Source organism: Neobittarella massiliensis (ex Bilen et al. 2018) (assembly GCF_900289145.1).
Lineage (GTDB): Bacteria > Bacillota > Clostridia > Oscillospirales > Ruminococcaceae > Neobittarella > Neobittarella massiliensis.
On the sequence record NZ_OKQO01000008.1, the window covers coordinates 92,148 to 118,748 of the forward strand.

The following is a 26,601-nucleotide window of genomic DNA, read 5'->3' on the forward strand; positions in this document are numbered from 1 at the left end:
GATGGGGTATGGACACGCTGTGGGCGCAGCCCTACAGTGCAGAAATTAGGGAAGCCCGGTAGGCCGGGTATAAAATGGAGGGACAGTCATGATCGCATCGAGGAGCTACCTGAACCGGGGCCTCACGCCTCAGCAGGTGTCTGCGTCCCGGCAGAAATACGGCGGGAACACCTTGACCGAGATGAGCCGCAAAGGCTTTTTCGGCCAATTTATCCAGAGCTTCGGCGACCCCATCATCAAGGTGTTACTGGCGGCGCTGTGCATCAACGTGGTGTTTTTGTTCCGAGATTTCGACTGGTACGAGACCGTGGGTATCGCTATCGCCATCTTTTTAGCCACCTTCGTCTCCACCTTGTCCGAGTACGGCAGCGAGTCGGCGTTCGTCAAGCTGCAGCAAGATGCCGCCAAGATCAGCTGCCGGGTGCGCCGGGCGGGTATGGTCGTCGAGGTGCCCATTGGCGAAGTGGTGGTGGGCGACATCGTGTTGCTGCAGGCCGGTGAGCGGCTGCCGGCCGACGGGGTGCTGATCACCGGCAAGCTGCAGGTCGATCAGTCGGCCCTAAACGGCGAGAGCAAAGAGGCCGAGAAGCTGCCCGTCACCGGCGGCTACACCTGGTCGCAGCAGGTCGATTTTTTAGATAAGGGGCGGCTGTTTCGCGGCAGCATCGTCACCTCTGGCGAGGGCTGTATGGAGGTCCGCGCCGTGGGCGACAGCACCTTCTATGGCAACATGGCCCGCGAGGTGCAGGAGGAGACTCGCGAGAGCCCGCTGCGGCTGCGGCTGGGCAAGCTGGCCGGTATCCTCTCCCGGCTGGGCTACTGTGCGGCGGCGCTGGTGGCCACCGCCGATCTGTTCAACGCCTTTGTGCTCGACAATAACTTCTACTGGCCCGAGATCTTGCAGACGCTGCAGTCTCCCCATCTGGTGGTGGCCCACCTGCTGCACGCGATCACGCTGGCCATCACCGTGGTGGTGGTGGCGGTGCCCGAGGGGCTGCCCATGATGATCACCGTCGTGCTCTCCTCCAATATGCGGCGCATGCTGGGTGACCACGTGCTGGTGCGCAAACTGGTGGGTATCGAGACCTCCGGCAGTCTCAACATCCTCTTCACCGACAAGACCGGCACTCTCACCAAGGGCCAGCTGGAGGTGGTGCACTTTTTGGCCGGCGACGGCGAGGAGTACACCAGCGCCGCTGCCCTGCAGGGCCAGACCGGCCTGTGGGAGCTGGTGCGGCTGTGCGCCGGCTACAACACCGGCAGTCAGCTCTCGGGCGGCCGGGCGCTGGGGGGCAACGCCACCGATCGGGCGCTGCTGGATTTTATCGCTGCCCAGGGCCCGCAAAAGGGGTATACCCGCAGCGCGGTCGTGCCGTTCGACAGCGCCCGCAAATACGCCGCCTGTAGGGTCAGCGGCCCTAAAAACCTGTATCTCGTCAAAGGTGCGCCCGAAAAATTGCTGGCAAACTGCACCCGCTACTACGATGCCGCCGGTACCGCCCAGCCGCTGCGCCGCGAGAGCACGCTGCGTCTGCGCATCGGCGAGATGACCAGGCGGGCGGTGCGGGTGCTGGCTCTGGCCACCTCCGACGCCCCGGTGGACGAGAGCGGCGTGCCGTCTGGACTCACGCTCATCGGCCTGGTGGGTATCCGCGATGAGGTGCGCCCCGAGGCCAAAACGGCGGTGCGCCAAATACAGCGGGCCGGGGTGCAGGTAGTCATGATCACCGGCGACAACCGCGACACCGCTGCCGCCATCGCCGCCGAGGCCGGTCTGCTGGGCAAAAGCGAGGCCGACACCGCCGTGATCGACAGCGCCCAGCTGGCGGCCATGAGCGACAGCGAGGTCAAGCGCCGGCTGCCGGGGCTGCGGGTGGTGGCCCGGGCCCTGCCCACCGACAAGAGCCGGCTGGTACAGCTGGCCCAGTCCTGCGGGCTGGTGGCCGGTATGACCGGCGACGGCATCAACGACGCCCCAGCCCTCAAGCGGGCCGATGTGGGCTTTGCCATGGGCAGCGGCACCGAGGTGGCCAAAGAGGCGGGGGACATCGTCATCCTCAACGACAACATCGCCTCTATCGGCCGGGCCATCCTCTACGGGCGCACCATTTTCGAGAGCATCCGCAAGTTCATCGTCTTTCAGCTGACCATGAACCTGTGTGCGGTGGGGGTGTCTATCATCGGGCCGTTCATCGGTATCGACACCCCGGTAACGGTGATGCAGATGCTGTGGATCAATATCATTATGGATACGCTGGCCGGTCTGGCCTTTGCCGGCGAGCCGCCGCTGGATGAGTATATGGAGCAGCCGCCCAAGCGCCGCGACGAGCCCATCCTGAACCGCGCTATGGCCGGGCAGATCCTGTGGATGGGGCTCTATACCGTCGGCCTGTGCGTGGCCTTTTTAAAGGTGGAGCGGGTGCGGCCGCTGTTTCGCTTCGCCACCGACCCCATCTACTTCCTCACCGCCTTTTTTGCCCTGTTCATCTTCTCGGGCATTGCCAACTCCTTTAATGCCCGCACCCACCGCCTCAACCTCACCGCCCATCTGGGCAAGAACCCGGCTTTTATCACCATCATGGCCGCGGTGTGCGCCATACAGATGCTGCTCATCTACTTCGGCGGCAGCATGTTTCGGGTGGCCGGCCTGCAGTTTAAAGAGCTGGTGAGCATTTTGCTGCTGGCCCTGACGGTGGTGCCGGTAGACATGCTGCGCAAGCTGCTGGTCCGCGCCGCCCGCCGCCGGTCTGCCCGCAACTGATCTTTCCTGCGGGCCTCTATCTTCCCTGCAAAGAGCAGAAGAGACGGCACAAATTGCCGTCTCTTCTGCTCTTTGTGGCGGATACCTCTGTAAAGGATACAGAGCCCACCTCTTTTATATTGCCAAACGCCCCCGACTCCTGTAGGATAGAAAAGAGCAAACGAGGGGAGCTTTTTATCATGCACACCATGCACACCGCATTTATCATCAACCCCGTCGCGGGCCGGCAAAATGCCCCCGAGCACACCCGGCAGATGACCGCCAGCGGGGGGCTGGCCCCGGCTGCCGTCAAGCTGTACACCCCCCGCCGATCCGGCGACGCGCAGGAGATCACCGCCCGTCTGGGCCAGCGGGGAGAGCCCTGCCTGGTGTTTGCCTGCGGCGGTGACGGCACGCTCAACGAAGTGGTGAACGGCGCTTTTGGCTACCCGTGTCTCACGGGGGGGGGGCTGCCTTTTGGTACCGGCAACGACTTTATCGCCGCCTTTACCAGTCTGGACGCCGCCCGCGATCTGGGCCGCCAGCTGGCCGGTGAGGACCGTCTGGTCGACCTCATCCAGGTAAATGGCCGGGTGGCCTGCAACCTGTGTTCCTGCGGGTTCGATGCCGATGTGGCCTATCAGGTGGGGGCGTTCAAACGCCTGCCCTTCGTCGGGGGCGCTATGGCCTACATCCTGTCGGTACTGTGGCGCCTGCTGCGCAAAATGCCTATGCAGGTCCAGTGCGCCGTCGACGGCCGGCAGGTGTTCTCCGGCAGCTGTACACTGGCGGCCATCGCCAATGGCCGCAGTTACGGCGGCGGTTTTTTGGCCGCGCCCCACGCCGATCTTGCCGACGGCCAGCTGGAGCTGGTGCTGGTAAAAAAGGTGGGACGGCTCAAATTTTTGCAGCTGGTGGGCAGCTACCGCAAAGGGCTGCACATCCAAAACGGGCAGGTGGGAAAAGAATACGCCCAGCTGGTCGAGGCCCACAGCGCCCGCAGCTGCACCATCACCGCCAGCACGCAAATGCCGTTCGTGCTCAATATCGACGGCGAATGCGCCCCGGTGACCGAGGCCACTTTTCAGGTGCTGCCGGGGGCGCTGCGGGTGCGGGTGCCGGTCCGCTAGAATAGGCGTGCACACCGGGTTATGTAAAGGGCCGCGCGCACGGCCCCTTTTTGTGTGTTCCCGCTCTCTACACAAATTTGGGCGGTTTGCCGGCCACCTGGCTCAGGTCGCTCTGGGGAGATGGCTCCGACATGCTAAAATACATCTTCGCCGCCTTGGTGTTGTCAAAATCCCGGTTGGAGCCGGTACCCTGCACCTTGTTGAAGGCCTCTCTGAACATGGCGTTGTGGGCCTTTTCGCGGTCAGGTAGAAAATCGATGGTCTCGCGCACCTTTTTGTCCTCGATCTGGCGGTACAGGTACTCGTATACCACCTTGTCCCGCTGTTCCGAAGCGATATTCGAGAGCAGATCGGCGCACAGATCGCCGGTCACCGTCACGTAGTCGCCGGTCCAGGAGTAGCCCGAGGCGTTGATAGGGTCCGGGTTGAGCCCCAATATCACGTGCGACTGGATCTCGCCGGCGCCCACCGCGGCATAGTCTACATCGTGGCCGCCGAGCACGCTGATCGTCGTCACCACCATCTCCATGTGGCCCAGCTCCTCGGCTGCGATGTCCAAAAATAGGTCTTTGATCTCGGAGTTCTTGATGCGAAAGCTCTGGGACATGTACTGCATGGCCGTTTTCAGTTCACCGCTATCGCCGCCCCGCTGTTCCTGCAGCAGAACTGCGTGCTGGGGATCGAGTTTTCCCACCTGTGCCGGGAGAAAGTGCAGCTTTTCGTGTCCGAACGATGTGGACGCTTTCATTTATATTTGGATATGTCTCGATTGTGCCCACGGTCCCCAAAATCTATATGTCGGGCGGCGAATTTGCCCACCAGCCACCTTTCTAAACGCCGCTATGCGGGTATTTTTGTATAAATTGTTAATTTTTTTGACTTTCTCTGATTTTTACTTGATTTTTTCTGAAAACTGTATAAAATGATTATTAGCACTCGGGGTTACAGAGTGCTAAAACACAAAGGAGGAATTATCCATGACAATCAAACCCTTAGCAGATCGTGTTCTGATTAAAATGACCGAGCCCGAAGAGACCACTTCTAACGGCATCATCCTGCCGGGCGCAGCAAAAGAAAAACCCCAGGTAGCCGAGGTGCTGGCCGTGGGTCCCGGCGGCGTGGTCGATGGTAACGAAGTCGAGATGATCCTCAAGGTGGGCGACAAAGTCATCGCCAGCAAATATGCCGGTACCGAGGTCAAGGTAGACGGCGAGGAATGTGTACTGGTCCGTCAGTCTGACGTGCTGGCCGTCGTCGAGTAACAGCCATCTCTCCGGGGCGCCGCCCCGCTTTCACCATACATCTTAACGATTCGGGCCGGCCCTACTGCGCCGGGCCCAACAGCCGCATAACAGGAGGTTTTACACATGGCAAAAGAGATCAAATTCGCTGAGGAGGCCAGACAGGCCCTGCAGTCGGGTATCGATCAGCTGGCCGATACCGTCAAAGTCACTTTGGGCCCCAAGGGCCGCAACGTCGTGCTCGACAAAAAGTACGGTGCCCCGCTGATCACCAACGACGGCGTCACCATCGCCAAGGAGATCGAGCTGGAAGACCCGTTTGAGAACATGGGCGCCCAGCTGGTCAAAGAGGTCGCCACCAAGACCAACGACGCTGCCGGTGACGGCACCACCACCGCTACCGTACTGGCTCAGGCGCTGGTGCGTGAGGGAATGAAAAACGTGGCTGCCGGCGCCAATCCCATGGGCGTGCGCCGCGGTATCCAAAAAGCGGTCGACGCAGCAGTCGACTACATCGTCGAGAACGCCCGCCAGGTAGACGGCTCGGCCGATATCGCCCGTGTCGCCTCCATCTCTGCCGGCGACGACTTCGTGGGTCAGCTGATCGCCGACACCATGGAGAAGGTATCCTCCGACGGCGTTATCACCATCGAGGAGTCCAAGACCGCCGACACCTATTCCGAGGTCGTCGAGGGCATGCAGTTCGACCGCGGCTACATCTCCCCCTACATGGTCACCGACACCGACAAGATGGAGGCCGTGCTGGACGACCCCTACATCCTCATCACCGACAAAAAGATCTCCAACATCCAGGATGTACTGCCGCTGCTGGAGCAGATCGTACAGTCGGGCAAAAAGCTGCTGATCATCGCCGAGGACATCGAGGGCGAGGCGCTGACCACCCTGCTGGTCAACAAACTGCGCGGCACCTTCAACTGCGTGGGCGTCAAAGCTCCCGGTTTCGGCGACCGCCGCAAAGAGATGCTGCGCGATATCGCCATCCTCACCGGCGGCGAGGTCATCAGCGACGAGCTGGGTCTCGACTTAAAAGAGACCACCATCGACCAGCTGGGCACTGCCAAGCAGGTCAAGGTGATGAAAGAGAACACCATCATCGTCGACGGTGCCGGCGACAGCCAGGCCATCAAAGACCGGGTCGCCCAGATCAGAAACGAGATCGCCAATTCCACCTCCGACTTCGATCGCGAGCGGCTGGAGGAGCGGCTGGGCAAGCTGGCCGGCGGCGTAGCGGTCATCAAAGTGGGCGCTGCCACCGAGATCGAGATGAAAGAGAAGAAGCTGCGCATCGAAGACGCCCTGTCTGCCGCTAAGGCCGCTGTGGCCGAAGGCATCGTGGCCGGCGGCGGCACCGCTTTCTTAAACGCCACCAACGCCGTCACCAAACTGGTGAGCGCCACCTCCGGCGACGAGAAGACCGGCGTCAACATCGTGCTCAAAGCGCTGGAGGAGCCCATCCGCCAGATCGCTGCCAACGCCGGCTTAGAGGGCTCGGTCATCATCGATAAGATCCGCCGCTCCAGAAAAGTAGGCTACGGCTTCGACGCCTACAACGAGCAGTACCTGGATATGATCGAGGGCGGCATCGTCGACCCGACCATCGTCAGCCGCAGCGCGCTGCAGAACGCCGCTTCGGTCGCCGCTATGGTACTGACCACCGAGAGCCTGGTCGCCGACAAAAAAGACGAAAACGAGCCTGCCATGCCCATGAACCCCGGTATGGGCGGCATGATGTAACCCCGAAAAAATAAGAGCCGTGATCGAGTCGCGGCCCCCCGCACCGGATCGGTGCCGTACCGCGTGGAGCAGATATGCCCCACGCGGTATATTTTTGTCCCAAAGTACGGTCCTCAGCTGGCGCCGCCGCTACATTTTTGCCAATTGCGCACTGCCTGCGCTATAAGCTATAATAAAAGTAGAAGTCGGACCGCGGTGTGGTAACCTTGTCCGGCAGTCCGGCTCCGGTCTAAACGCCGGCGATCGACAGATATGGATAGGGGAGATAGCCGTGTTTCACGCCCGCGCGTATAAGATCGGTTTTGACTGTGGGGGTCTGCTCCTGTTCGCGGCAGTCATGGCGCCCAACTTTATCTGGTTTGTCGTCCCGGCCCTCCGCGATATCCTGCGCCACACATCGGCCACACCGGCGGTGGACACTGCTGCCGCCGTCTTTCAGGTCATCATGGTGGCGGCTCTCTGTGGGATCAAAAATATTGAGGGGTCAAAGTTGATTCGTCGGGCGCTGTTGGTCGGCATCGCCGCACTGGTGGCGCTCTACTATGGCGGGTGGTCGCTCTACTACACAGGCACTACCGGCACAGCGGTCATTTTGGACCTGTGTATCGCCCCCTGCCTGGCGTTTTTGCTCTATGCAGCCGCGCGGAAAAATGCCCCTGCGCTCGTAGCTGCCGGTCTCTTTACCGCCAGCCACCTTCTATCCAGTGCCGTCAACTTTATCTTTTAAAGGCGACAATTGCCGTCGTGCCGCCTGCCGATGTTTTTCGGTGAACATGCGTGTCAGCGATCACCGGCGGTCGATTTATCCGGTAGGACCTGTGTTTTAAAAATACAATAAAAAATAGCCGCTCTGCGGCTTGCCGCGGCTGGCGCCGCCCTCCCTGTATGGAGCCAAGCCCCCATACAGGATATTTTTTAAAAACGCCGGCAGCTGGCTGCCGCCAGCTGTGCTGCCGCACCCAAGATCTGGCGATTTAGGACCGACTATTATAAAAAATAGCCGCTCTGCGGCTTACCGCGGCTGGCGCCGCTCTCCCTGTATGGAGCCAAGTCCCCATACAGGATATTTTTTGAAAACGCCGGCAGCTGGCTGTCGCCAGCTGTGCTGACGCACCCAAGATCTGGCGATTTTGGACCGGCTATTATAAAAAATAGCCGCTCTGCGGCTTGCCGCGGCTGGCGCCGCTCTCCCTGTGTGGAGCCAAGCCCCCATACAGGATATTTTTTGAAAACGCCGGTAGCTGGCTGTCGTCAGCTGTGCTGACGCACCCAAGATTTGGCGATTTAGGACCGGCTATTATAAAAAATAGCCGCTCTGCCGCCCATCTGCTGTAATTGCGGCAGGTAGATGTACAGCAGCCGGCGGCGCCAAGGCACTTTGAAATAGAATATAAAAACAACAGAGGTGACAGGTGTGGAAGACAAGCTCTTTTGGGCGGCGATCGCGCTATTGGCGTTGGCCATTTTGTGGGCGGCGTGGCGGTACTGGCGCTTTTATCAGCGCGAGCACTTTGTCTGCCCGCAGTGCGGCCACCGCTGGAAACCGCCGCTGGGGCAGATGGTATTTTCGGTCAATGCAGTCGAGGGCAAAGTACTGCGCTGCCCCCACTGCGGTGAAAAGGTGTACGTAGAACCGGTAAAAGACAGGTAGGTGCCGCAGTCTGTCGATCTTATACCCAGTACAGCTCATAGCTGCCGGCTGTGCACCCCGTCGGCCAACCGCCGCAGCGCATCCGGGTCTACCAGCAAAAAGCGCCCCCGCCCCGCCCGCTGCAGCAGTCCGCGCTCTACCATCTGGCTCAGGCAGCGCAGCAGGTGCCGGTAGCTGACGCCCATGATCAGCGCCAGCCGCGACAGGTTCTGGCAGTATATCCCGTCTTTTTGCCCGGCCAGCAGCTTGCCCGCCAGCCGCTGCGGCAGGGGCAACAGCAAGTTCTGGGTGCTGCTCTGGGCGGTGGCTGCCAACTTGTGGGCCAGATTCTGGCAGATCAGCCGCAGCATCGCCGGGTCCTGCCGCACCGTATCGCGGTAAACACCCAGATCGATGCGCAGACAGCGGGTGCGGCAGGTCGCCTGCATCTGGGCCATGCAGCACCCCCCGCCAATGAGCTCCAGTTCGCCGGCCATATCGCCCGGCCCGCACGAGAGGTACGATACCGCCCCGCCGCTCGGCGCTGCGATACTGCCCATCAGCTGGCCCAAAGTTACAATATATAGGTAGGGCAGGGGCTGCTGCTGGCCGCACACCACCTCTCCTCTATAAAAGGTACAGAGTACCGGCTGGTAGCTGTCGATATGCGGCAGCTGGGCGCGCAGTCCAATACGCGCGATCTGGGCCTGTATCTCTTTTTGATCTCGGGTGCACTGCACAGCGATCCCCCATCTCCATCTGGCCGCTCTCGCGGCATATTTTTGTAAGATCACGACACATGTCATTATAGCGCACCGTGCCCCGGCGGTACAATAGGGGCGTAGAATAGCGGCGGTACCGCGTACAGGGAGGTATAGATCCAATGACAGAAAATACAGCGGGCAGCATCTTATCCATCGGCAACATCAGCGTCGACGTCATCATCCCCTACGGCCGCGCCAAACAGGCCTTGGCCGCTGTCGAGCGGGGCGAGAGCACCGGTCAGGCCGACAGTCTCTATGCCACCATGCAGCCGGGCGGCACGGCCTCCAACTCAGCGGCCACCATGGCCCAGCTGGGCTGCCCGGTGGTGCTGGGGGGTACCATCGGCGGCGATATGTACGGCGATTTTCTCATTCGCGCCATGCAGCAGCGGGGGGTAGACTGCCGCCACGTGGGCCGGCAGGGGGGCACCTTTCTCTGCCTCACCGTGCTCGACGAGGAAGGTGAGCGGGTGATGTTACCGCTGCAGGTGCCGGGGCAGCAGTCCGGCTGGGATCTGCCGGTCGATATTCCCCCCACCGGCTGGTCCTGGGTATTTGTAAACGGCGTGGGCAGCGAGGACCGGGGCTTTGCCCAAAAGGTGGGGCCGTTCGTGCGCGCCTGCCGGCAGGCTGGGGCCAAGGTGGCGCTCGATCTCAACTTGCGGGCCGAGCTGTTTGGCTATAGCGCCCAGCGGAGGGCCATCTTCGAGGAGCTGATACAGCTCAGCGATGTGGTGTTTGGTTCCGGCAGCGATGAGGTGTGCACCGTCACCGGTCAAAAAACGCTGGCTGCCGCCGCGCTGGCACTGGCCCAAAACGGCGGCGCCGCAGTGGTGCGCGACGGCACCGGTCCGGTGCTGCTGGCCCAAAACGACACGCTGGAGCAGTTTGCCGTGCAGCCGGTGCAGCAGGTGCGCAACAAAGTGGGGGCCGGCGACTGTTTCGACGGCGCCTTTTTGGCGGCGCTGTACCACGGCCGTACTCTAAAGCAGGCCGTGGCTTGGGGCAACGCCTGCGCTGCCGACGCCATCAGCCGCCCGGGCTACCTGAATATACGCCGGCCGGAGTAGACAGTAACAGCACCGCCGAGAGAAAAGATAGGCCGGTACACGGCGCTCATTGCCCGTGTACCGGCCTATCTCTTTTTTTATCGCACTCTCTGTACCCCCTACAGCGGCGCCGCCCGCTCCAGAATGCGCTGCAGGGGGCGGTACAGCACCAGACACAGCACCGCGTTGCCCGCACAGTGGGCGATATCGTAGGGGATGCCGGAAACAAAATAGCCAAAGGCGGCCCCCGGCCCGCCGGCTACCAGATAGGGCAGAGCACAAAGCGCCCCAAAACACAGGCCAAACGCCCCGTTGATCAGCGCCCAAAACACCGGTGACCGGGTCCTCAGCAGCAGTGCCAAAAAAGCGGGGATAGCCCAAATATACAGGTAGCTCACCCACCAGATACCAAACCCGAAAAACAGCCCCTCCAACAGCACGAACAGATAGATGGGAAAAAACGCTTTCTTGCCCCACACCTGTACGTACAGCACTACCAGCAGCGTCACCAGCTCAATGTTGGGCAAAAAAGATAGCCCCACCTGTGCGGCAAACAAAATAGCCGCGCCAAATGCCAGCGTACACAGCGCCTTGATCTGTATGTTCGGCCGCCCCTGCCGCGGCCGCTGGGGGCCGGTCAATACCCCTCGGTCAGGGTCAGCTCAAAGGTGTCGCCGTCGGCAATGGGCGTCTGGTCGGCCGAGGTGTTCACCTGCTCCCCGCCTTTGGTCAGACACCACCACTGCTGGCGGCTCTGGTCGGCCGCCACCCCGTCCACAGTGGTGATAAACAGGCCGTAGGCGCCTTCTTCTCCCGCCACCAGGTGATTGGCGGTCAAAACAGCGCCCAAATAGGCCTCATCGGTGCGGTAGGTGTGGCTGTCCCGGTCGCCGTCCAGCTGTATCACCTGCACCGTTATCTGTTTGTCGCCGGTCTGGCCCTGGGGGGCGTATCGCCGGTACAGCAGCCAGCCGCCCACACAGGCGGCCAACAAAATAAAGGCGCTCACGGCCAGTATCAGCTTTTGTCTGCGCGTATGTTTCAAAGTGTCCTCCCTTTAATATCGAAAACAGGTTAATCGGCTTTATCGGCAGTGCACCCGGGTCATGGCATATTTCCGCTGTTCGGGGATGGCCCGCCGAATCTGTCATAAAAAGCACCGCAGCAGGCAGCCAAAAAGGCAAAAACTGCGGTAAAAGGTATTTGGCAGCCGCCGCAAAGGGGTCCTACTGCCCGGGTCCTCGCCCGAAAATCCCATCTGCCGCCGCACAGCGCCTACAGTCGGCCAGCAGCCGTGTTTTATAGTAGCACAGCGCTCGATTTGGTGTCAACACAGCGGCTCTGTCGGGCACTGTCAGATCAGCCTCCCACAGCGGCAGTTGACAAAATAAGGCAGACCGTATATACTATAAAGGTACAATATTAGACTAAAAGAAAGAGGGAGATACCCGCCGACAGGAGCACTGCGCTCCGTGTGCTGGGCGGGGCACAGAGGTATATGCAAAATAATAATAGGTCTATAAACAGCTGCGCATCAGCTGCCCACAAAAAAGGCAGTAGCGCCCCGGCGCCGGCAGATGTGCGCCGCAGCCACACTGCGGGCGGCGACTTGCAGGCAGCGCCGTCCCGCGATACCAGGCGGCTGTTTTTTCAAAATGTGTTACCGGCCATGTTGGCGTTTGCCTTTTCCGGGGTGTACGCGATCGTGGACGGGCTTTTTATCGGCCAAAATGTGGGGGATATCGGTCTGGCGGCCATCAATGTGGCCTACCCCATCACCGCTTTTATCCAGGCGGTGGGCACCGGTGTGGGCATGGGTGGGGCCATCTGGGTCTCTACCGCCATGGGCCAAAAAGATACCGCTGCCCAGCGCCGATACCTGGGCGGCGCGCTGCAGCTGCTGCTGGTGTGCTGTGCGGCGGTGACAGCGCTCACCAGCCTGTTGGCAGTGCCGCTGCTGCAGATGTTCGGCGCCAGCGGGTCTATGCTCGCGCTGGCCCAGCAGTATATCCGGGTCATCGCTCTGGGGGCCAGTTTCCAACTGCTGGCCACCGGCATGGTGCCGCTCTGCCGCTGCTTTAACGGTGCCGGGGTGGCCATGGGCGCCATGATCGCCGGCTTTCTCACCAACACCGTGCTCGACTGGCTGTTCGTCTCGGTGTATAGCTGGGGCATGACCGGCGCCGCTGTGGCCACCGTTCTCGGTCAGGGGGTCACGGTGCTGCCCTGCCTGTGGCACCTGGCCCGCAAAAAGGCCCTAAAGGCGCTGGCAGTGCGCCCCCAGCCCGGGGCGGTGTGGCTGCGGCTGGGGCACGTGGGGCTCTCGCCGTTTGGGCTCACCATGTCGCCCAATATCGTCATCATCATGAACCGCGCGGCCCTGCATTATGGCGGCAGCGAGGCAGTGGCCTGTTACGCCGTGGTCAGCTATGTGGCCTGCGTGGTGCAGCTGCTCCTGCAGGGGATAGGCGACGGCTGCCAGCCGCTCATCAGCCGCAGCAGCGGCGCCGGCGATCACCATTCGGTGGTGTCTTTAAGAGGCATGGCCTACTGCTTTTCCTGCCTGGTGGCGGTGTTGGGGGCGCTGGCGGTATTTTTGCTGCGCCGCCAGCTGCCGGCCCTGTTCGGGGTGTCGGGCGGTCTGGCGCCCCAGGTGGCGTCGGTGCTGTCGGTGTTCTGCCTGGGCTTTTTGCCCATGGCCCTGTTGCGGGTCAGCACCTCCTACTTTTATGCCGTGCAGCAAAATCGCAGCGCCTACCTGCTCATCTACAGCGAGCCAGTCCTGCTGGCATTGCTGGCCGGCCTGCTGCTGCCCGGGCTGTTGGGTCTGGGTCTCACCGGCGTCTGGTGGTCCATCCCCGCCGAGCAGCTGCTATTGGCAGCGCTGGGCCTGTGGCTGGTATATCGCCGGCAGATCACACCGTCGTGACAAGTATAATAAAAAATAGCCGCTCTGCGGCTTACCGCCATTAGCACCGCTTCCTGTATGGGGCCAAGTCCCCATACAGGATATTTTTTGAATACGCCGGTAACTGGCTGCTGCCAGCTGTGCTGACGCACCCAAAACCTGGCGGTTTTGGACCGGCTATTATAAAAAAGAGCTACATCTACGAGGTAGCTCTTTTTTTTGTCGCGATCACGTGACTACGTCGATATTTGTGACCATGTATTCGCGTTCTCTCCAAAAAACAAAGTACAGTGGATAAAGTTTTCTTGACGTTGCACAAGGTGAACAGTATACTCATAGTAGATAACTGTAGTTTAGTTTGGCCGGTGGCGGCACTGTATAAACTGGCGGCCAGCTGCAATGTGTAAAGAGGGGATAGTATATGAAAAAACGCTTGGCGGCAGTCGCGTTGCTGATCGGCATTCTCTGTATGGCTTTCGGTGACCTTACGGCAGTGGCCCAGACCACCGGCGGCAGTACAAAAGCGGTGGCCAACGTAGTGCTGCTGGCTAAATTTGCCGGTGATACTGATACGCTGTTTGATCAGCCTAAGACCAGAGAAGACCTCTATGACCTCTATAACGGCTCTCGACCGCGCTCTTTTGCCAGCTATCTGCGCACAGTATCTTATGGTCAGCTCGAGGTCAAAACGGTATTCCCGCAAGATAACGGCGACAAATTTATCCCCTACACACTGCATGTCACTAGAGAACAGGCACAGGCGGCGGATATCGATGTAGATATTTTACAGGATATCCTGCAAAATGTACCGATCGACAGCAGCCTGCTCGTCGATGGCGACGGCGACGGTGTCGTCGATAATCTCACCGTGCTCATGCAGGGGGCCGGCGGTGATCGGGGGGAAGGCATCACCACCACTGTGTCGCACAAGGCCAATTACCCGGGTGTGCTCACCGTGGCCGGCGGCAAGCAGGTCTCCGCCTACAACATGGTCATGAGCGATCAGGTATACGACGGCGCCATGACGTCCAGCACCGGCACCATCATCCACGAGTTTTTGCATACGATGGGGTATCCCGACCTGTACGCCAGCGACGGTACGGCCTACGTCGGCCAGTGGGATATCATGGCCTCCACTTCTACTTTCGTCCAGTGGCCGCTGGCGTATCTGCGGCAGGCGATCAGCGGCTGGATCGATGTAGAGACGCTCACCACTACACAGGAGATAACGCTCGACGAGCAATCTGACGCGGGCGGTACGCAGGCCTATATCCTGCGGGCCCCGCTGAGCGCCACCGAATTCTTTGTGGTCGAGTACCGGCGTCAGGGCGATGACATCGCCAGCTCGCTGGATTATAAGATCGGCGGTTCAGGTATCATCGTCTACCGCGTCAATACGTCGGTCGAGGGCCTCAGCAATTTCCATGGTGCAAACGGGGTATATGTGTTCAGGGCGCAGAGCGGTTACGACACAGAGGCTTTGGCGCTGTACCGCGGGGCTCATCTGTCGGCCGAGAGCGGGCGCACCTCTATCGGTACCAGCGATATGGGTAAAAGCCTGGCCGATGGGGCGCTGACCTTTAGCGACGGCACCAATTCAGGGATCGTCATCTCCGAGGTGGGCAGCGCCGGCGGCAGCAGTATCACTGCTACCGTAACTTTTCCCGAGATCGATCAGAAAGATATATGGACACCGGTATTTAGCGGGTCAGAGCCCGCTGACCGCACCTCTGTCATCGCCGCTGACGGCGCACTCTACGCCGCTTCCTGCCAATACGGCGGCAGTATCGCAGTGCAGCGGTTCGACGGCACCAGCTGGAGCTCTCTCGGCACCCCGGGTAAAGGTGATGCCCCGCAGTGTGCAGTTTATGGCGGCCAGCTATACATTGCTTTTCGCGACCAATCCAGCGGCACAGTCAAGGTAAAGCGCTATACCGGTACAAGTTTTACAGAGGTCGGCTTTGGCGTCGGCGGCGTCAATTCGTTTGACCTGTACGGGGATGCCGATGGCCTGTATCTGGCCTACGATGTCGATTCACAGAGCATGCATCTGGCGGTGTACGACCCGGGTCTGCAGTCTTTTAAAAGTGATGGCAGTCCGGTGTTTACCGGCCTGTGCGGGCAGCCCCAGGTACAGAGCATAAACGGTACCGTCTACGTACAGCTGCGGTCGGCAGCCGGCGCCAGCCAGCTGGCAACTTTCTCTCGGCAGGCAGATGGCAGTTACTGCGAGGCAGGCGACCGCCAGGCCGGTGACATGATGGCCAGCTGTGCGGGTGACGGCTCTCTCTACCGGGCCTTTCGCGATCAGAGCGCCGTGTATGTACAGCACTTTGACGGCACCGTTTGGCAGACTGTGGGCGCTCCGATCCGCGCGCAAAATGTAATGGATATCGGTATCACCTGCCATGCCGGACAACCCTATGTGGCATTCAGTGATGCAGGCGCCGACAAGACCCTGGTCTATACCGCAAACAGCCAAAACGACTGGTACCAGTTTGGACTGCCTGTCGATGCCGCCAGCGGTGAGATAGACCTGGCCGTACTGGGCAATACGGTCTATGCCGGCTATTCCCTCAGCGCCAAGCAGCAGTTTCAGATAAAGGAAAAAAGCGCTGCCGTCCAGGCTTCTGGCATTACAGTCGTCCCACCGGCAAAACTGGAATACAAGGTGGGGGAGGCTGCTGATTACACCGGCATGAAGGTGTCGCTGCAGCGCATTGGCGCCGGCGATGTAGAAGTGCCGCTGGGCAGCTGTACCATAACCGGCTTCGATACCTCGGCGGCGGGGCAAAAAACGGTCACGGTAACGTATCTCGGCTACCAGTCCACCTTTGCGATCACCGTACATGCACGCACCGCAGTTTCTCTGCAGGTGAGCAGTGCCGAACCGATCGTGTTATACCAGGGGCAAACAGCTGATATCTCCCGGCTCAAGGTAGCTGTTATGTACGGCGACGGCAGCAGCGAAGAGCTGCCGATCGCCAGCTGTCAGGTGTCCGGGTACGACAGTATAACGGTGGGTCCGCGTCAGGGCACAGTCGCTTATCAGGGCGTCACGGGGCAATTTTCCTATTTGGTCAAAGCCAATTTGCTCGAGCGCATCGAGGCCAGCCCCACTTCCGGTGCATTACATTTTGCCTATGGCGCCAAGTTCGATGATACCCGCATCCGTGTGATCGGCCATTACAGTAATGGCAGCACACAAGTTATCGCCGCCGGCCGCTATACCATCAGCGGCTTTTCCTCCAAGATAGCAGGCGATCATACGCTCACGATCTCCTGTGGTGGTAAAACGACGACCTTATCTTATCGAATAGACCAACCTCCGGCTTTTCAGATCACCTCTGGCTCGGCGAGTTCTTCTACCGTTGATCCGGCTAATGGCGGCAGCCTCACCTGCAAGTTCACCATCAACAGAGCGGCCACCTGTGCAGTGCAGGTGTGGAGCACGACGGGTTTTGTCGGCTATGCATCGGGCAACAGATCGTTCCCGGCTGGCAGCAGCACGGTCAGCTGGGCGGTACCGCGGGACTTAAAAGACGGCAAGTACTCATTCCGTGTCGTATCGGTTCAAAATGGACGCGAAGTGGACCGCTGGATCGATTTCACCGCTAAGAGCACACCGTTTTCCATCACAGGGGGCAGCACAAGTACCTCCACGGTAGATCCCAGTCAGGGCGGCAGCCTCACCTGTAAGTTCACCATCAACAGAGCGGCCACCTGTGCAGTGCAGGTGTGGAGCACGACGGGTTTTGTCGGCTATGCATCGGGCAACAGATCGTTCCCGGCCGGCAGCAGCACGGTCAGCTGGACAGTACCGCGGGACTTAAAAGACGGCAAGTATTCATTCCGTGTCGTATCGGTTCAAGATGGACGCGAAGTGGACCGCTGGATCGATTTCACCGCTAAGCGATAGATGGTGAGCTCACCTATACATTCATGACCTGCATCTAATATCAACTTTGATATAGATAGCAATAAATCGGAGCCGTGCTATACTACGGCTCCGATTTTATATGGAATTTGTTTGATGGCCGTTTTATGCACCCTGACGTGAACTGCCCATCGTTCGTTGTAAAAAGCGCCAAAGGCCTATCCCGGCAGGCAAAGTTGTGCAATCCTGACAAAGTTGCCCCCTACGGCAGGCGCCCCGCCACCCCCAGAACACCGCCGCAGACAAAAGACATACGGATTTTGTGCGGGGGGTACAGAGAATTTTGGGCAATAATGACAAGCCTCATTTAACGAAGTCGATAAAAATGCCTTGTTCCACCTGCAGTCGACCCACACAAAACCACCCCCTAAAACCGTCTAAAACCGCATAGATATGCGGCTGTGCCGGCTTGCTCGGCCCATTGGCTGGGGCGCCGCTGTTGTGCAATACGCCAAAAATAGGGGTCCATAAAAAACATGATTTGTCAAATACAACTGTGCTCTCCTTGACAGAAACGGTGGTCCATTGTACAATTGTTAATGGGAATACGCACCCAAAGTGTACATTGTGCACAAATGCAGTGTGAAAATTTTGTTAGGAGGCAAATTATGAACAAGAAGGACTTTGACAATGCTCTTCGGCAGGAAGTCTATGACTTGCTGGACATGGCAGCAGCACTGGCGGAGCAAGACGACGGGGACCTGCGCATGGCCCTGTCCACCCCTGAGCTGTTCGCGTCCAGAAAGGCGATTTTGACCGGATGCGGCGACTCCTACTGTGCTGCTTTGGCGGCCAGACCCGTGTTCGAGAAACTGGGCCACATCGGCACCTCGGCGCTGCCGGCCATCGAGGCCGCCCGCCACTTAGACAGCGGCGTGCTGGGCGGCGAGCCCCACAACCCGCTGCTCTACTGCATCTCGGTATCCGGCACCGTATCGCGGATGATCGAGATCGCCAAGCGCGGCAACGAGACCGGGGTGGGCGCCCACACGGTAGCCGTCACCGGCAATCCCGACTCGCCCCTGGCGCAGGAGTGCCAGACTACCATGGCTGTTCCCATGCCTCCGTACACCAACAATTTCGACGAGCACTCGCCGGGCCTGCGCAGCTACTACGCCTCTATCTACGCGCTGATGACCTCGGCCATCCGCATGGGCGAAGTCAAGATGCACTACCCCATGAGTCAGGCCGGCCAGTACCGCAAAGATATCGTCGATTACATCGAGTCTTATAAAGACTGCATCGACGCCATGGACGAGCAGATGTTCGCTCTGGCCGAGGAGTGGAAAGATATCGACAGCTTCGAGTTCGTGGCCGCCGGCGACGACATGGTCACCGCCTGGTTCGATTCGGCCAAGATCTACGAGGCGACCGGCGACGTGTGCACCTACGAGAACGTAGAGGACTGGTGCCACATCAACTTCTTCGCCCGCGACTACAAAGGCATCGCCACCGTGCTTATCGCCGAGAAAAACAACCCCGCCATGCCCCGCATCATCGAGGCGGCAGGCGTCATGGCCCGCATCGGTCGCCCCTGCATCGTCTTCACCGACGCCGACGAGAGCCTGTTCCCCGCCGGCATGAAAGTATGCAAGCTGCCCAGCGCAGCCCACAGCTGGATCACTCCCGCCGGCAACTACATCCCCTTCGCACTGTTTGCCGGCTACCTGGCCAAGTTTAAAAACGTAGGCATGTTCCGCCAAGGTATGGAGGCTTTCGCCGTACAGGACGGCAACAAGATCAAGACCAGCAAGATCGAAATCGTTTGATGTGCGAAAGGAGCGCTTGCAATGAAGTTTTATGAGACCAAGATAGACTGCCAGAAAAACGGCGTCCACCAGATCACCGACTGGGTGCGCCAATGCATCGCCGACAGCGGTGTAAAGAGCGGTATCGCCGTGATCTCCGCCCCCCACACCACCTCCGGCATCTCGCTGACGCCCTACATGCTCCACGACTACGACCTGCAGGACGTGCAGATCCAGCTGGACGTGATCGTCCCCCAGAGAGTCGACTACACCCACCAGTTCGACACCCCCGCCGACGCTGCCGGCCACACCAAATCGGCCATGATGGGCACCAACACCACCCTCATCGTGGAAGACGGCAAGCCGGTGCTGGGCCACAGCCAAGGCATCTTCTTCTACGAGTTCGACGGCCCGAGACTGCAAAAGTGCTACCTCTCGGTGTACAGCGACTAACTCACAACCCGTGATTTTTGTATTGAAATGGAGGATTTCCTTATGAATCAGGCAGTGGACAATGCTGTGATCCGGCAGTCTCTCAGCTTAGTAGACCTGGCCAGGCCCCTTATCGGCGACCTGCAGAAAAAAATAGATGCGCTCTTCACCAAAGAGGAGATCTGCGCGTTCGACAAACTCATCCTCACCGGCTGCGGCGACTCGTACATAGCCGGTGTGGCCGCCAAGCCCGCCTTCCAAAAGCTCGCTGGCCTGGCTGTCGACGCGCTGCCCGCCCCCGAAGTGGCGTACAATTACAACAACAGCAAATTTAACTACGGCAAAACGCTGTGCATCGGCATCTCTATCTCCGGTAAAGTCGCCGCCACCGCCGCCGCCATGGAGGCCGTGCACCCCTACGGCGCCTTTACCCTGGGCATCACCGAGAATCTCGAGGCCCCGCTGGCCCAGCACGTAGACCGCGTGCTCAAACACGACAGCCCCGAGGCCGAGCTGGCCCCCGGCACCGCCACCTATTTCACCAGCGTCATGACCCTTCTGCTGCTGGCCATCAAGATGGGCGAAGTCAAGGGCCGCATCTGCGCCGAGCAGGCAGAAGCTTACCGTGAGGGCCTGGCCGCCTACTGCGAGGCTTTCCGCCCCCACATCGACGAGATCATCGCCAAGGCCGAGAGCCTGGGCAAAAAGCTGGCCCCCTGCACCCATTACGACTGTGTGGGTTCCGGCCTCGACTACGCCTCGGCCTGGTTTGCCAGAGCCAAACTGTACGAGGCGATCGGCAAAGTCACCGCCGTCGAGAATACCGAGGACTGGTGCCACGTCAACTACTTTGCCAGAAATCCGCAGAACATCGGCACCATCGTCTACGTCACCGCCTCCAGCCCGGCCAAGTACCGCTGCATCGAGGCCATGCAGAACATGGCGCGCCTGGGCCGCCCCACCGTCGCCATCACCGACGTGTGCCAAAGCGAGATCCCCGCAGGTATCGAGGTCGTCTCTATCCCCACCGCCGCCGAGAGCTGGATGGCCCCGCTGATGCAGTTCATGCCCCTCACGCTGCTGTGCGGCTACCTGCAAAACGAGCTGGGCGAGACCCCGCTGCGCGGCATCACCGAGTCGCCCTGGGGCGACGGCGACCGCAACTGCATCTACGCCGACCAGAGCCACCAGATCGAGATCGTGATGGACAGAGAGAAGGAGGGCAAATAATATGTTTGAAGTCATCAAGCTGCAAACTCAGCACAACAGAGCCATCGATGTCACCCCTAAGATCAAAGAGATCATCGCCGGCGCCGGCGTCACCGACGGCATCCTCACCGTGTCCATCCCCCACACCGATGCGGGCCTGGTCATCCACTCTTTCTGGGACCCCAAGGGCTGGGACGACTCGATGGAGGAGATCCGCCGCGCTTTCCCCTCTAAGGTAGACTACGAGCAGCGTACCAACAATGCGCACGAGGCTGCCGCGCACTCCAAAGCCGCTTTTGTGGGCAATGTAATGTCGCTCATCATCAAAGATGGCGAGCTGCTGTTCGGCAATTCGCAGGGCATCCTGTTCTGCGAGTTCAACGGTCCCAAAAACGACCGTGAAGTACACGTCAACATCATGTAGGGAAGAGGAGGGAAAGCGCTATGTATGAAGTGATCAAGCTGAAAACCGACTATATGACCGTCACCGACGTGACCGATAAAGTCAAAGCTATCGTGAAAAAAAGCGGCGTGAAAGACGGCATCTGTGTCATCTTTAACGCCCATACCACCGCCGCTGTGGGCATCGCCACCAAAGAGGAGGCCGCCCAGAGAGACTTCCAAGCCGACCTGGACCGCATCTTCCCGCTGCGCGCCAACTACAACCACGTCGAGACCCCGTTTGACGCTGCCGGCCACGTAAAATGCGTAGTGGTGGGCGTGGATGTCACCCCCATCATCAAAGACGGCGAGCTGGACCTGGGCGACGATCAGGCCATCCTGTTCTACGAGTTCGACGGCCCCCGCCCCCGCGAGCTGCACGTAAAGTGCTACGGCAAATAAAAAGCGGCCGGCATAGCCGTCACCGCATATCCACATAGGCAAAGCGCGGCAGATCCGCCCCACAAAAGGGCAGGTCTGCCGCGCTTTTTGCTCTGTCGCGCAGCTCGGGGCGGCGCGGTACATGCTCAGTTCCACAACAGCCCCACCAGCGGGGCGTTTATGCGGTGGAGCAGAGAACCCTCTCCAGCCCCCCGCACCGAACACATCGGAAGTATCGAAAATAGGGGAGCGGACACCTGCCGCCATCTACCTTCTCAGCGAGCTGCCTTTAGGACCGATAGGATCCACTGAAAGAAGAACTCGTTGTCGGCGCCGTAGGCAAAGCGGCAGTTTTTCTCCTGGGGCGCATCATATTTATAGTTGCGGTCGATCACCGTCTCGCCATAGCAGTAGCCGCGCCCCAGGTCTACATGGCAGCTGACCTGCCTTACATCCGTCAGCACCTCGGGGTGCAGGGCGGCACATATCGCCAGCGCGTCGTGTATGGGCTCTCCTGTCGAGAGTCCATGTACCGCTTCAAAATCGACGCTCGCATCCAGTCGCTGGTCGATAAGGTCGGCGATCAGCTGCGCCGGGGACGTCCCCACCTGGCGAATTTCGGCGGCCTGCTCGCGGGTGAGCGCCGCGAATACCGTGGCGTCAAAAGGCACCATCGTGACCGGCGCCCCGCTTTGCAAAACGATCTCCAGCGCCTCCGGGTCACACCACACGTTGAATTCGGCGGCCTGGGTGGGGTCGATGACCCGGTCGGAACCGCCCATCATCACGATCTCGCGGATCTTGGGGATGATCCGCGGATCGGCCTTTAGGGCGATGGCGATGTTGGTGATGGGCCCGACCGGCACCAGCGTAATGCTGTGGTCCTCGGCCGCCAGCAGCGTCTCGATCAGCCATACGGTGGCACATTGTGGCCTGGCGGTAATGCGCGGTGCCGGCAGCGGCAGGTGCTCGGGGTGAAAATCCAGCGTCAGCTCGCGGACCCCTTCCTTGCGGCACAACAGCTCAGCCTGCAGCCCCCACGGCACCAGGGTCGAGGCCAGCGGCGAGGCGCTGCCCACATATACCCCCACATCTTCCCGCCCGCAGCACTGTACCACCCGCAGTGTGTTGTCCGTTACATTTGCCAGCGGCAGGTTTCCCCCTACCGTGCAGATCCCCAGCACATCACACGCACTGCTCAACAGTGCACAGGTGATTGCCACTGCATCGTCACTGCCGGTATCCACATCTAAAATAATCTTTTTGCGCTCGTCCATCACAAGTAGGCCCCTTTCAAAAACAGCCGGTATCTCTACCGGACCATACGGCAAAGCAGTGCGCTCATCAGTTTATCAGCGTATCACAGCGGCTGCCGCCGGGCAAAAAATAACAGGTGTAAAGTGATCGATACCCAAATTTTACGCTCTAATGTAAAACTCTGTCAAGCGCTGTAACTGCCCTGCCGACGGTGTCCTCGGCAGCGCCATCCCGCCGGCACGGCTGTTCTGGCTGTGCCCGTGCTCACGCCGGCCAGATGCTCCCTCCAGCATCGAAGAACCCAATACCTTGATCCGCCCGCAGGTCTTTGTCCCTTTACCGCTCTGCCCCTTGTCGTCGGCTGACGCTGAGCGTACAATGGGTACAGCAGAGATAAAAACACAGCCCGGTCGGTAGTCCGGGCGCGGCCCAGTGCCGTCAGTAACCTGCCTCCTTGGTTGTCCGTTCTCTGCGGGACCATTTTTAAGGAGGAGTCTGCTATGGACCGTATCGAATGTACCTTCACCGTGTTTTTTGAGGACCCATTTTGGGTCGGCGTCTACCAGCGCCAGTACCGGGGCCGGTATCAGGTGTGCAAAGTCACCTTTGGCGCCCAGCCCAAAGACTATCAGGTGTACGACTACCTGCTCAAAAACTGGCACCGTCTGGCCTTTAGCGCGCCCAGCGCGCAGCAGGGTCCGGACGAGCGCCGGCAAAACCCCAAGCGGGTGCAGCGGGCCATCGCCCGCCAGCTCGAGCAGACCGGGGTAGGTACCAAGGCACAGCAGGCGCTGCAGGCCCAGTACCAGCAGCAAAAGAGACAGCGCGAAAAACAGCAGCGCTGCCGGCGCCAATGTGCACAGCAGCGGCAGTTTGCGCTGCGGCAGCAAAAGCGCCGCGAAAAGCACCGGGGGCACTAGCGCCATACTCCGCCCCCAAAAAAGGGAGGGGACCGGCATCTGTCCGGTCCTCTCCCTTTTTATAGCGCTATAGCGCGCGCATCCAGGCGCCGGCCGCCGGCAGGTCAGCCGCGCTGCCGGTCAGTTTGCCGTCTCTGCCAGCTTTTGCAGCTTATCCGCCGTCAGCCGGTAGGTCGACCACTCGTCCATCGACACTGCGCCCATCCCCCGATAAAAGGCGATAGAGGGCTGGTTCCAGTCGAGGCACACCCACTCCATGCGGCCGCAGCCCTCGTCCACCGCGATCTTGGCCAAGGTGGCAAAAATCGCTTTGCCCAGCCCTTTACCCCGGTACGGGGGGTACACGAACAGGTCCTCCAAATAGAGACCCGAGCGCCCCAAAAAGGTCGAGTAGTTGTAAAAATACAGCGCAAAGGCCACCGGCTGGCCCTCCAGCTCACCAATGAGCACCTTGGCGCGCCCCTGCTCGAACACCGAGCGGCGCACCGAGTCCACGGTGGCCACCACCTCGTCCGACATCTTTTCGTATGCAGCCAGCGCCTTAATAAACTGCAGCACCAGCGGCACGTCATCCTCGGTGGCGGCGCGCAGTGAAAAGCCGGGAACGGTCGTCGTGTAGATCATGGCAGGTCCTCCTGTAACAGTTGGGTATCGGTCTGTGGCCCCTGGGGGCCAACATCTGCCATTTTACCACAACTGCCCGCCCGCGAAAACCCCCGTTTCTCCCTGCGCCGCTGCGTCAGCCCGGTATCCCGCTAACCGCAGATAGCGGCCACCAGTTCATCGCTGATCTTCTGCACCGCCTCAAAGTCGATGGCTGGGCGGTACAGCGCCTCGGCCGCATCGTGGTGGGCAGCCGCCTCTTTTTCCACCTTTACTGCCTCGGCCAGCAGCTCCTTGGCCGCCTTTTTGTTGAACGAGAGCCGGTTGCGGTAGGCGTACAGGCCATCCAGGTCCAAAAAGCGGCGGCTGTAGATGTGGCGGTACGGCCGTGGCAGTTCCCGCGACAGCGTGTTTTGCCGCTCCTGGCTCACAAAGGCCAGCCCCAGCTCGGGCACCAGCAGGTGCTCCAGCTTGTCATACGGCGATAGCGGCCAGTAGCAGCAGGTCACATCGTATCCGGCGGCCAGAGCGCTCTCGGCCAGGATCTTCAAAAAGGCGGGTGCCACCGCGCGGTTGGCGTCCTCGATCAGGTAGATGTCGGGGCACAGTGCCCGCACCGTGTCGGTAAAGGTACGCGGTCCCTTTTGCCCAATGGTCGAGAGCATGCGGCAGCTGCGCACCCCGGCCCGGCCGCCGGGCTTTTCGGCAAAGTGCCGCCGGGCCACCGACTGGGCGTACCGCTGCAATTTGGGCCAGTCGGTGTAGCGCGATACGATGGCCCGGTCGTCGGCCAGCAGTGAGGCGGCCGCCGAGAGGAACTTGCAGGTGCGCGCGTGGCAGGCGGTAGCGGCGTCCAGGTGGGCGACGATGTCATCGCGCACCGGCTGCAGCGCCCGGGCGTCTATACAGCCGTATAAGCTGATCACCTGTTCGTGGGCCCCGGGGTATTTGGGGTCCTGCAGGTGCGGGGCGGTGGCGTCCATCACCGCCACCCCTTTTTCCCGGCACACCACCGCGTCCAGCGAGTCCGGGTCGCTGGAACAGTGGATGAACTCCACGGTATGCCCCGCGTCGACGAGCGCGTCGCCCACCGCCTGCAGCATGGTGGATTTGCCGCCTCCCGGCGCCCCTTTGATGAGGTAGGGCCGGTAGCCCGAACCGGTGGCGGTGAGGTGGCCAAAATAACTGGCAAAGCCGGTGGGGCTGCTGGCCGACATAAAGTAGCAGAGCCTTTTCGCTGTTGACATACAAGTTCCCCCTGTCTTTTTTCGCTGTGTTACACCAATGTATTCGGCAGCGGGTCTTTTTGTCACCCCCGCCGGGCAAAAGCGGCCTGTTTGCCGCCAAAAGCAGCGCCGTCTCGTCCGGCGGACAAAATAGCCCCAGCCCCTGCCCGGTACGGCGGCTTCACCGCTTCACCAGTGCTCCGGCGCGCCCGCCGGCGTTTGCCCCCTTGAAAACGCGGGCAAATGTTGGTACAATGAAAACGGCCCGGGAGGGCCGGCTCGTCCGGCGCTGCCGGCAGCCAGTCACACAGTGTTTGGAGGCGTTTTATTGGCCGGTAAAAATATGCGTGTGCGCCGCTACAAGAGCGGCAAAAACTATTTTTGGCGGCGGGTGCTGGTGGCCGTGTTGGCGCTGGTCCTGCTGGCCGCGCTCATCGTCGGCGCAGTGGCGCTCATCCGCCACTTTTCCAGCGGCGGCGACCGGGGCGGCGCCTCCAGCACCAACACCAGCACCAGCACACCGCCCTCCTCAAGTGCGGCTGCGGCGGGCGGCTCTGCCGCCGGCAGTTCTTCCCAGACCGCCAGCGCCCCCACCATCGACAAGAGCGATTGGCGCCTGCTTTTGGTCGGCCCAAACGACCCGCTGCCCAGCGGCTACGTGCCCCAGGTGGTCGATACCGACTACGAGGGCTATCAGTTCGACAGCCGGGCCGTCGACGCCTTTAACCAGATGATGGCCGATGCCGCCGCCAGCGGCAATCGTTTCTGGGTGGTCTCCAGCTACCGCACCGTGGCCCGCTCCAAAGAGCTCTATGAGGGCAAGGTGCAGGAGTATGTCGACCAGGGCTACAGCCAGCAGGAGGCCGAAGAAGAGGCCGCCCAGTGGATCGCTCCGCCGGGCACCAGCGAGCACAATGCCGGCCTCTCGGCCGACCTGGTGCCGGCGGCCTACTTCGACGGTGTCGGCCTGGAGCAGGTGCTGGAAGATGAGCCGGAATACCAGTGGCTGTGGAGCCACTGCGCCGACTACGGCTTTATCCTGCGTTTCCCCAAGGGGAAAGAAGATGTCACCGGCATCCACTACGAGCCGTGGCACTTTCGATATGTGGGCGTAGAACACGCCAGAGAGATCACCCGCCGGGGCATCACCCTGGAGGAGTATCTGGCCCAGGCGTGATCGATGGAAGTACCGGGCCTGTGCCCGGTCCAGCCGCGCGGCCGGTAGCCGCG

Annotated in this window: 23 protein-coding genes; 16 read left to right on the forward strand and 7 right to left on the reverse strand. The window is 60.5% G+C overall.

Annotation, left to right across the window (positions count from 1 at the left end):
- The first annotated feature begins 88 nt into the window (after positions 1–88).
- Both C6Y32_RS12135 and C6Y32_RS12140 read left to right on the forward strand, forming a co-directional pair.
- Entirely contained in the window at positions 89–2,761 is a 2,673-nt protein-coding gene (locus C6Y32_RS12135; protein ID WP_105205530.1) for a calcium-translocating P-type ATPase, PMCA-type, read from the forward strand.
- Between the two features lie 179 nt (positions 2,762–2,940).
- Entirely contained in the window at positions 2,941–3,870 is a 930-nt protein-coding gene (locus C6Y32_RS12140) for a diacylglycerol/lipid kinase family protein (protein ID WP_129589443.1), read from the forward strand.
- Positions 3,871–3,937: 67 nt separating this feature from the next.
- Here the strand turns inward: C6Y32_RS12140 and C6Y32_RS12145 are convergent, their stop codons facing one another.
- Complete coding sequence (locus tag C6Y32_RS12145; RefSeq protein WP_105205532.1) at positions 3,938–4,618, reverse strand: manganese catalase family protein; 681 nt, start codon at positions 4,616–4,618, stop codon at positions 3,938–3,940.
- A 229-nt stretch (positions 4,619–4,847) separates the two neighbouring features.
- Between C6Y32_RS12145 and C6Y32_RS12150 the strand changes: the two genes are divergently transcribed.
- The 4 genes from C6Y32_RS12150 (at position 4,848) to C6Y32_RS12165 (ending at position 8,517) form a co-directional block, all read left to right on the forward strand.
- A complete protein-coding gene (locus tag C6Y32_RS12150) occupies positions 4,848–5,132 on the forward strand; it encodes a co-chaperone GroES (protein ID WP_105205533.1) in 285 nt (94 codons plus the stop codon).
- Positions 5,133–5,237: 105 nt separating this feature from the next.
- Positions 5,238–6,866, forward strand: a complete 1,629-nt coding sequence (gene groL, locus C6Y32_RS12155; protein ID WP_105205534.1) for a chaperonin GroEL — start codon at positions 5,238–5,240, stop codon at positions 6,864–6,866.
- 271 nt (positions 6,867–7,137) lie between these two features.
- A complete protein-coding gene (locus tag C6Y32_RS12160) occupies positions 7,138–7,593 on the forward strand; it encodes a hypothetical protein (protein WP_105205535.1) in 456 nt (151 codons plus the stop codon).
- 687 nt (positions 7,594–8,280) lie between these two features.
- A complete protein-coding gene (locus tag C6Y32_RS12165) occupies positions 8,281–8,517 on the forward strand; it encodes an excinuclease ABC subunit UvrA (protein WP_105205536.1) in 237 nt (78 codons plus the stop codon).
- A gap of 35 nt (positions 8,518–8,552) precedes the next feature.
- Here C6Y32_RS12165 and C6Y32_RS12170 read toward each other — a convergent pair whose 3' ends face one another.
- The gene (locus C6Y32_RS12170) at positions 8,553–9,236 is read right to left on the reverse strand and encodes a cyclic nucleotide-binding domain-containing protein (RefSeq protein WP_164998266.1); all 684 of its coding nucleotides are present in this window, start codon (positions 9,234–9,236) and stop codon (positions 8,553–8,555) included.
- 143 nt (positions 9,237–9,379) lie between these two features.
- Between C6Y32_RS12170 and C6Y32_RS12175 the strand changes: the two genes are divergently transcribed.
- A complete protein-coding gene (locus C6Y32_RS12175) occupies positions 9,380–10,330 on the forward strand; it encodes a carbohydrate kinase family protein (RefSeq protein ID WP_105205538.1) in 951 nt (316 codons plus the stop codon).
- A gap of 98 nt (positions 10,331–10,428) precedes the next feature.
- Here C6Y32_RS12175 and C6Y32_RS12180 read toward each other — a convergent pair whose 3' ends face one another.
- Together C6Y32_RS12180 and C6Y32_RS12185 are read right to left on the reverse strand one after the other, a co-directional pair.
- Positions 10,429–10,950: a hypothetical protein gene (locus tag C6Y32_RS12180; RefSeq protein WP_243562733.1), complete on the reverse strand. Its 522-nt coding sequence runs from the start codon at positions 10,948–10,950 to the stop codon at positions 10,429–10,431.
- Positions 10,947–11,354 carry a DUF4430 domain-containing protein gene (locus C6Y32_RS12185; RefSeq protein WP_164998267.1) on the reverse strand — a complete coding sequence of 136 codons (408 nt, stop codon included), beginning with the start codon at positions 11,352–11,354 and terminating at the stop codon, positions 10,947–10,949. The genes C6Y32_RS12180 and C6Y32_RS12185 overlap by 4 nt, the downstream gene beginning before the upstream one ends.
- Before the next feature lie 534 nt (positions 11,355–11,888).
- On the opposite strand from C6Y32_RS12185, the gene C6Y32_RS12190 reads away from it, so the two are divergent.
- The 7 genes from C6Y32_RS12190 (at position 11,889) to C6Y32_RS12220 (ending at position 21,386) form a co-directional block, all read left to right on the forward strand.
- Complete coding sequence (locus tag C6Y32_RS12190) at positions 11,889–13,238, forward strand: MATE family efflux transporter (protein WP_243562735.1); 1,350 nt, start codon at positions 11,889–11,891, stop codon at positions 13,236–13,238.
- Positions 13,239–13,638: 400 nt separating this feature from the next.
- Positions 13,639–17,136 carry a bacterial Ig-like domain-containing protein gene (locus C6Y32_RS12195; protein WP_105205539.1) on the forward strand — a complete coding sequence of 1,166 codons (3,498 nt, stop codon included), beginning with the start codon at positions 13,639–13,641 and terminating at the stop codon, positions 17,134–17,136.
- Positions 17,137–17,762: 626 nt separating this feature from the next.
- Positions 17,763–18,923: an SIS domain-containing protein gene (locus C6Y32_RS12200; RefSeq protein ID WP_164998268.1), complete on the forward strand. Its 1,161-nt coding sequence runs from the start codon at positions 17,763–17,765 to the stop codon at positions 18,921–18,923.
- A gap of 21 nt (positions 18,924–18,944) precedes the next feature.
- Positions 18,945–19,355 carry a secondary thiamine-phosphate synthase enzyme YjbQ gene (locus C6Y32_RS12205; RefSeq protein WP_105205541.1) on the forward strand — a complete coding sequence of 137 codons (411 nt, stop codon included), beginning with the start codon at positions 18,945–18,947 and terminating at the stop codon, positions 19,353–19,355.
- 42 nt (positions 19,356–19,397) lie between these two features.
- Entirely contained in the window at positions 19,398–20,564 is a 1,167-nt protein-coding gene (locus tag C6Y32_RS12210) for an SIS domain-containing protein (RefSeq protein ID WP_164998269.1), read from the forward strand.
- A gap of 1 nt (position 20,565) precedes the next feature.
- A complete protein-coding gene (locus C6Y32_RS12215; RefSeq protein WP_105205543.1) occupies positions 20,566–20,967 on the forward strand; it encodes a secondary thiamine-phosphate synthase enzyme YjbQ in 402 nt (133 codons plus the stop codon).
- A gap of 20 nt (positions 20,968–20,987) precedes the next feature.
- Positions 20,988–21,386 (forward strand): secondary thiamine-phosphate synthase enzyme YjbQ, encoded by a 399-nt coding sequence (locus C6Y32_RS12220; protein WP_105205544.1) that lies wholly within the window; start codon positions 20,988–20,990, stop codon positions 21,384–21,386.
- Positions 21,387–21,640: 254 nt separating this feature from the next.
- On the opposite strand, the gene C6Y32_RS12225 is transcribed toward C6Y32_RS12220, so the two are convergent.
- Positions 21,641–22,642 carry a nucleoside hydrolase gene (locus C6Y32_RS12225; protein ID WP_105205545.1) on the reverse strand — a complete coding sequence of 334 codons (1,002 nt, stop codon included), beginning with the start codon at positions 22,640–22,642 and terminating at the stop codon, positions 21,641–21,643.
- 480 nt (positions 22,643–23,122) lie between these two features.
- Between C6Y32_RS12225 and C6Y32_RS12230 the strand changes: the two genes are divergently transcribed.
- Complete coding sequence (locus C6Y32_RS12230) at positions 23,123–23,542, forward strand: YjdF family protein (protein WP_105205546.1); 420 nt, start codon at positions 23,123–23,125, stop codon at positions 23,540–23,542.
- Between the two features lie 120 nt (positions 23,543–23,662).
- On the opposite strand, the gene C6Y32_RS12235 is transcribed toward C6Y32_RS12230, so the two are convergent.
- Both C6Y32_RS12235 and C6Y32_RS12240 read right to left on the reverse strand, forming a co-directional pair.
- A complete protein-coding gene (locus C6Y32_RS12235; protein ID WP_105205547.1) occupies positions 23,663–24,166 on the reverse strand; it encodes a GNAT family N-acetyltransferase in 504 nt (167 codons plus the stop codon).
- Positions 24,167–24,297: 131 nt separating this feature from the next.
- Positions 24,298–25,392: a hypothetical protein gene (locus tag C6Y32_RS12240; RefSeq protein ID WP_129589445.1), complete on the reverse strand. Its 1,095-nt coding sequence runs from the start codon at positions 25,390–25,392 to the stop codon at positions 24,298–24,300.
- 307 nt (positions 25,393–25,699) lie between these two features.
- Between C6Y32_RS12240 and C6Y32_RS12245 the strand changes: the two genes are divergently transcribed.
- Positions 25,700–26,548, forward strand: a complete 849-nt coding sequence (locus C6Y32_RS12245; RefSeq protein WP_105205549.1) for a M15 family metallopeptidase — start codon at positions 25,700–25,702, stop codon at positions 26,546–26,548.
- The last annotated feature ends 53 nt before the right edge of the window (positions 26,549–26,601 follow it).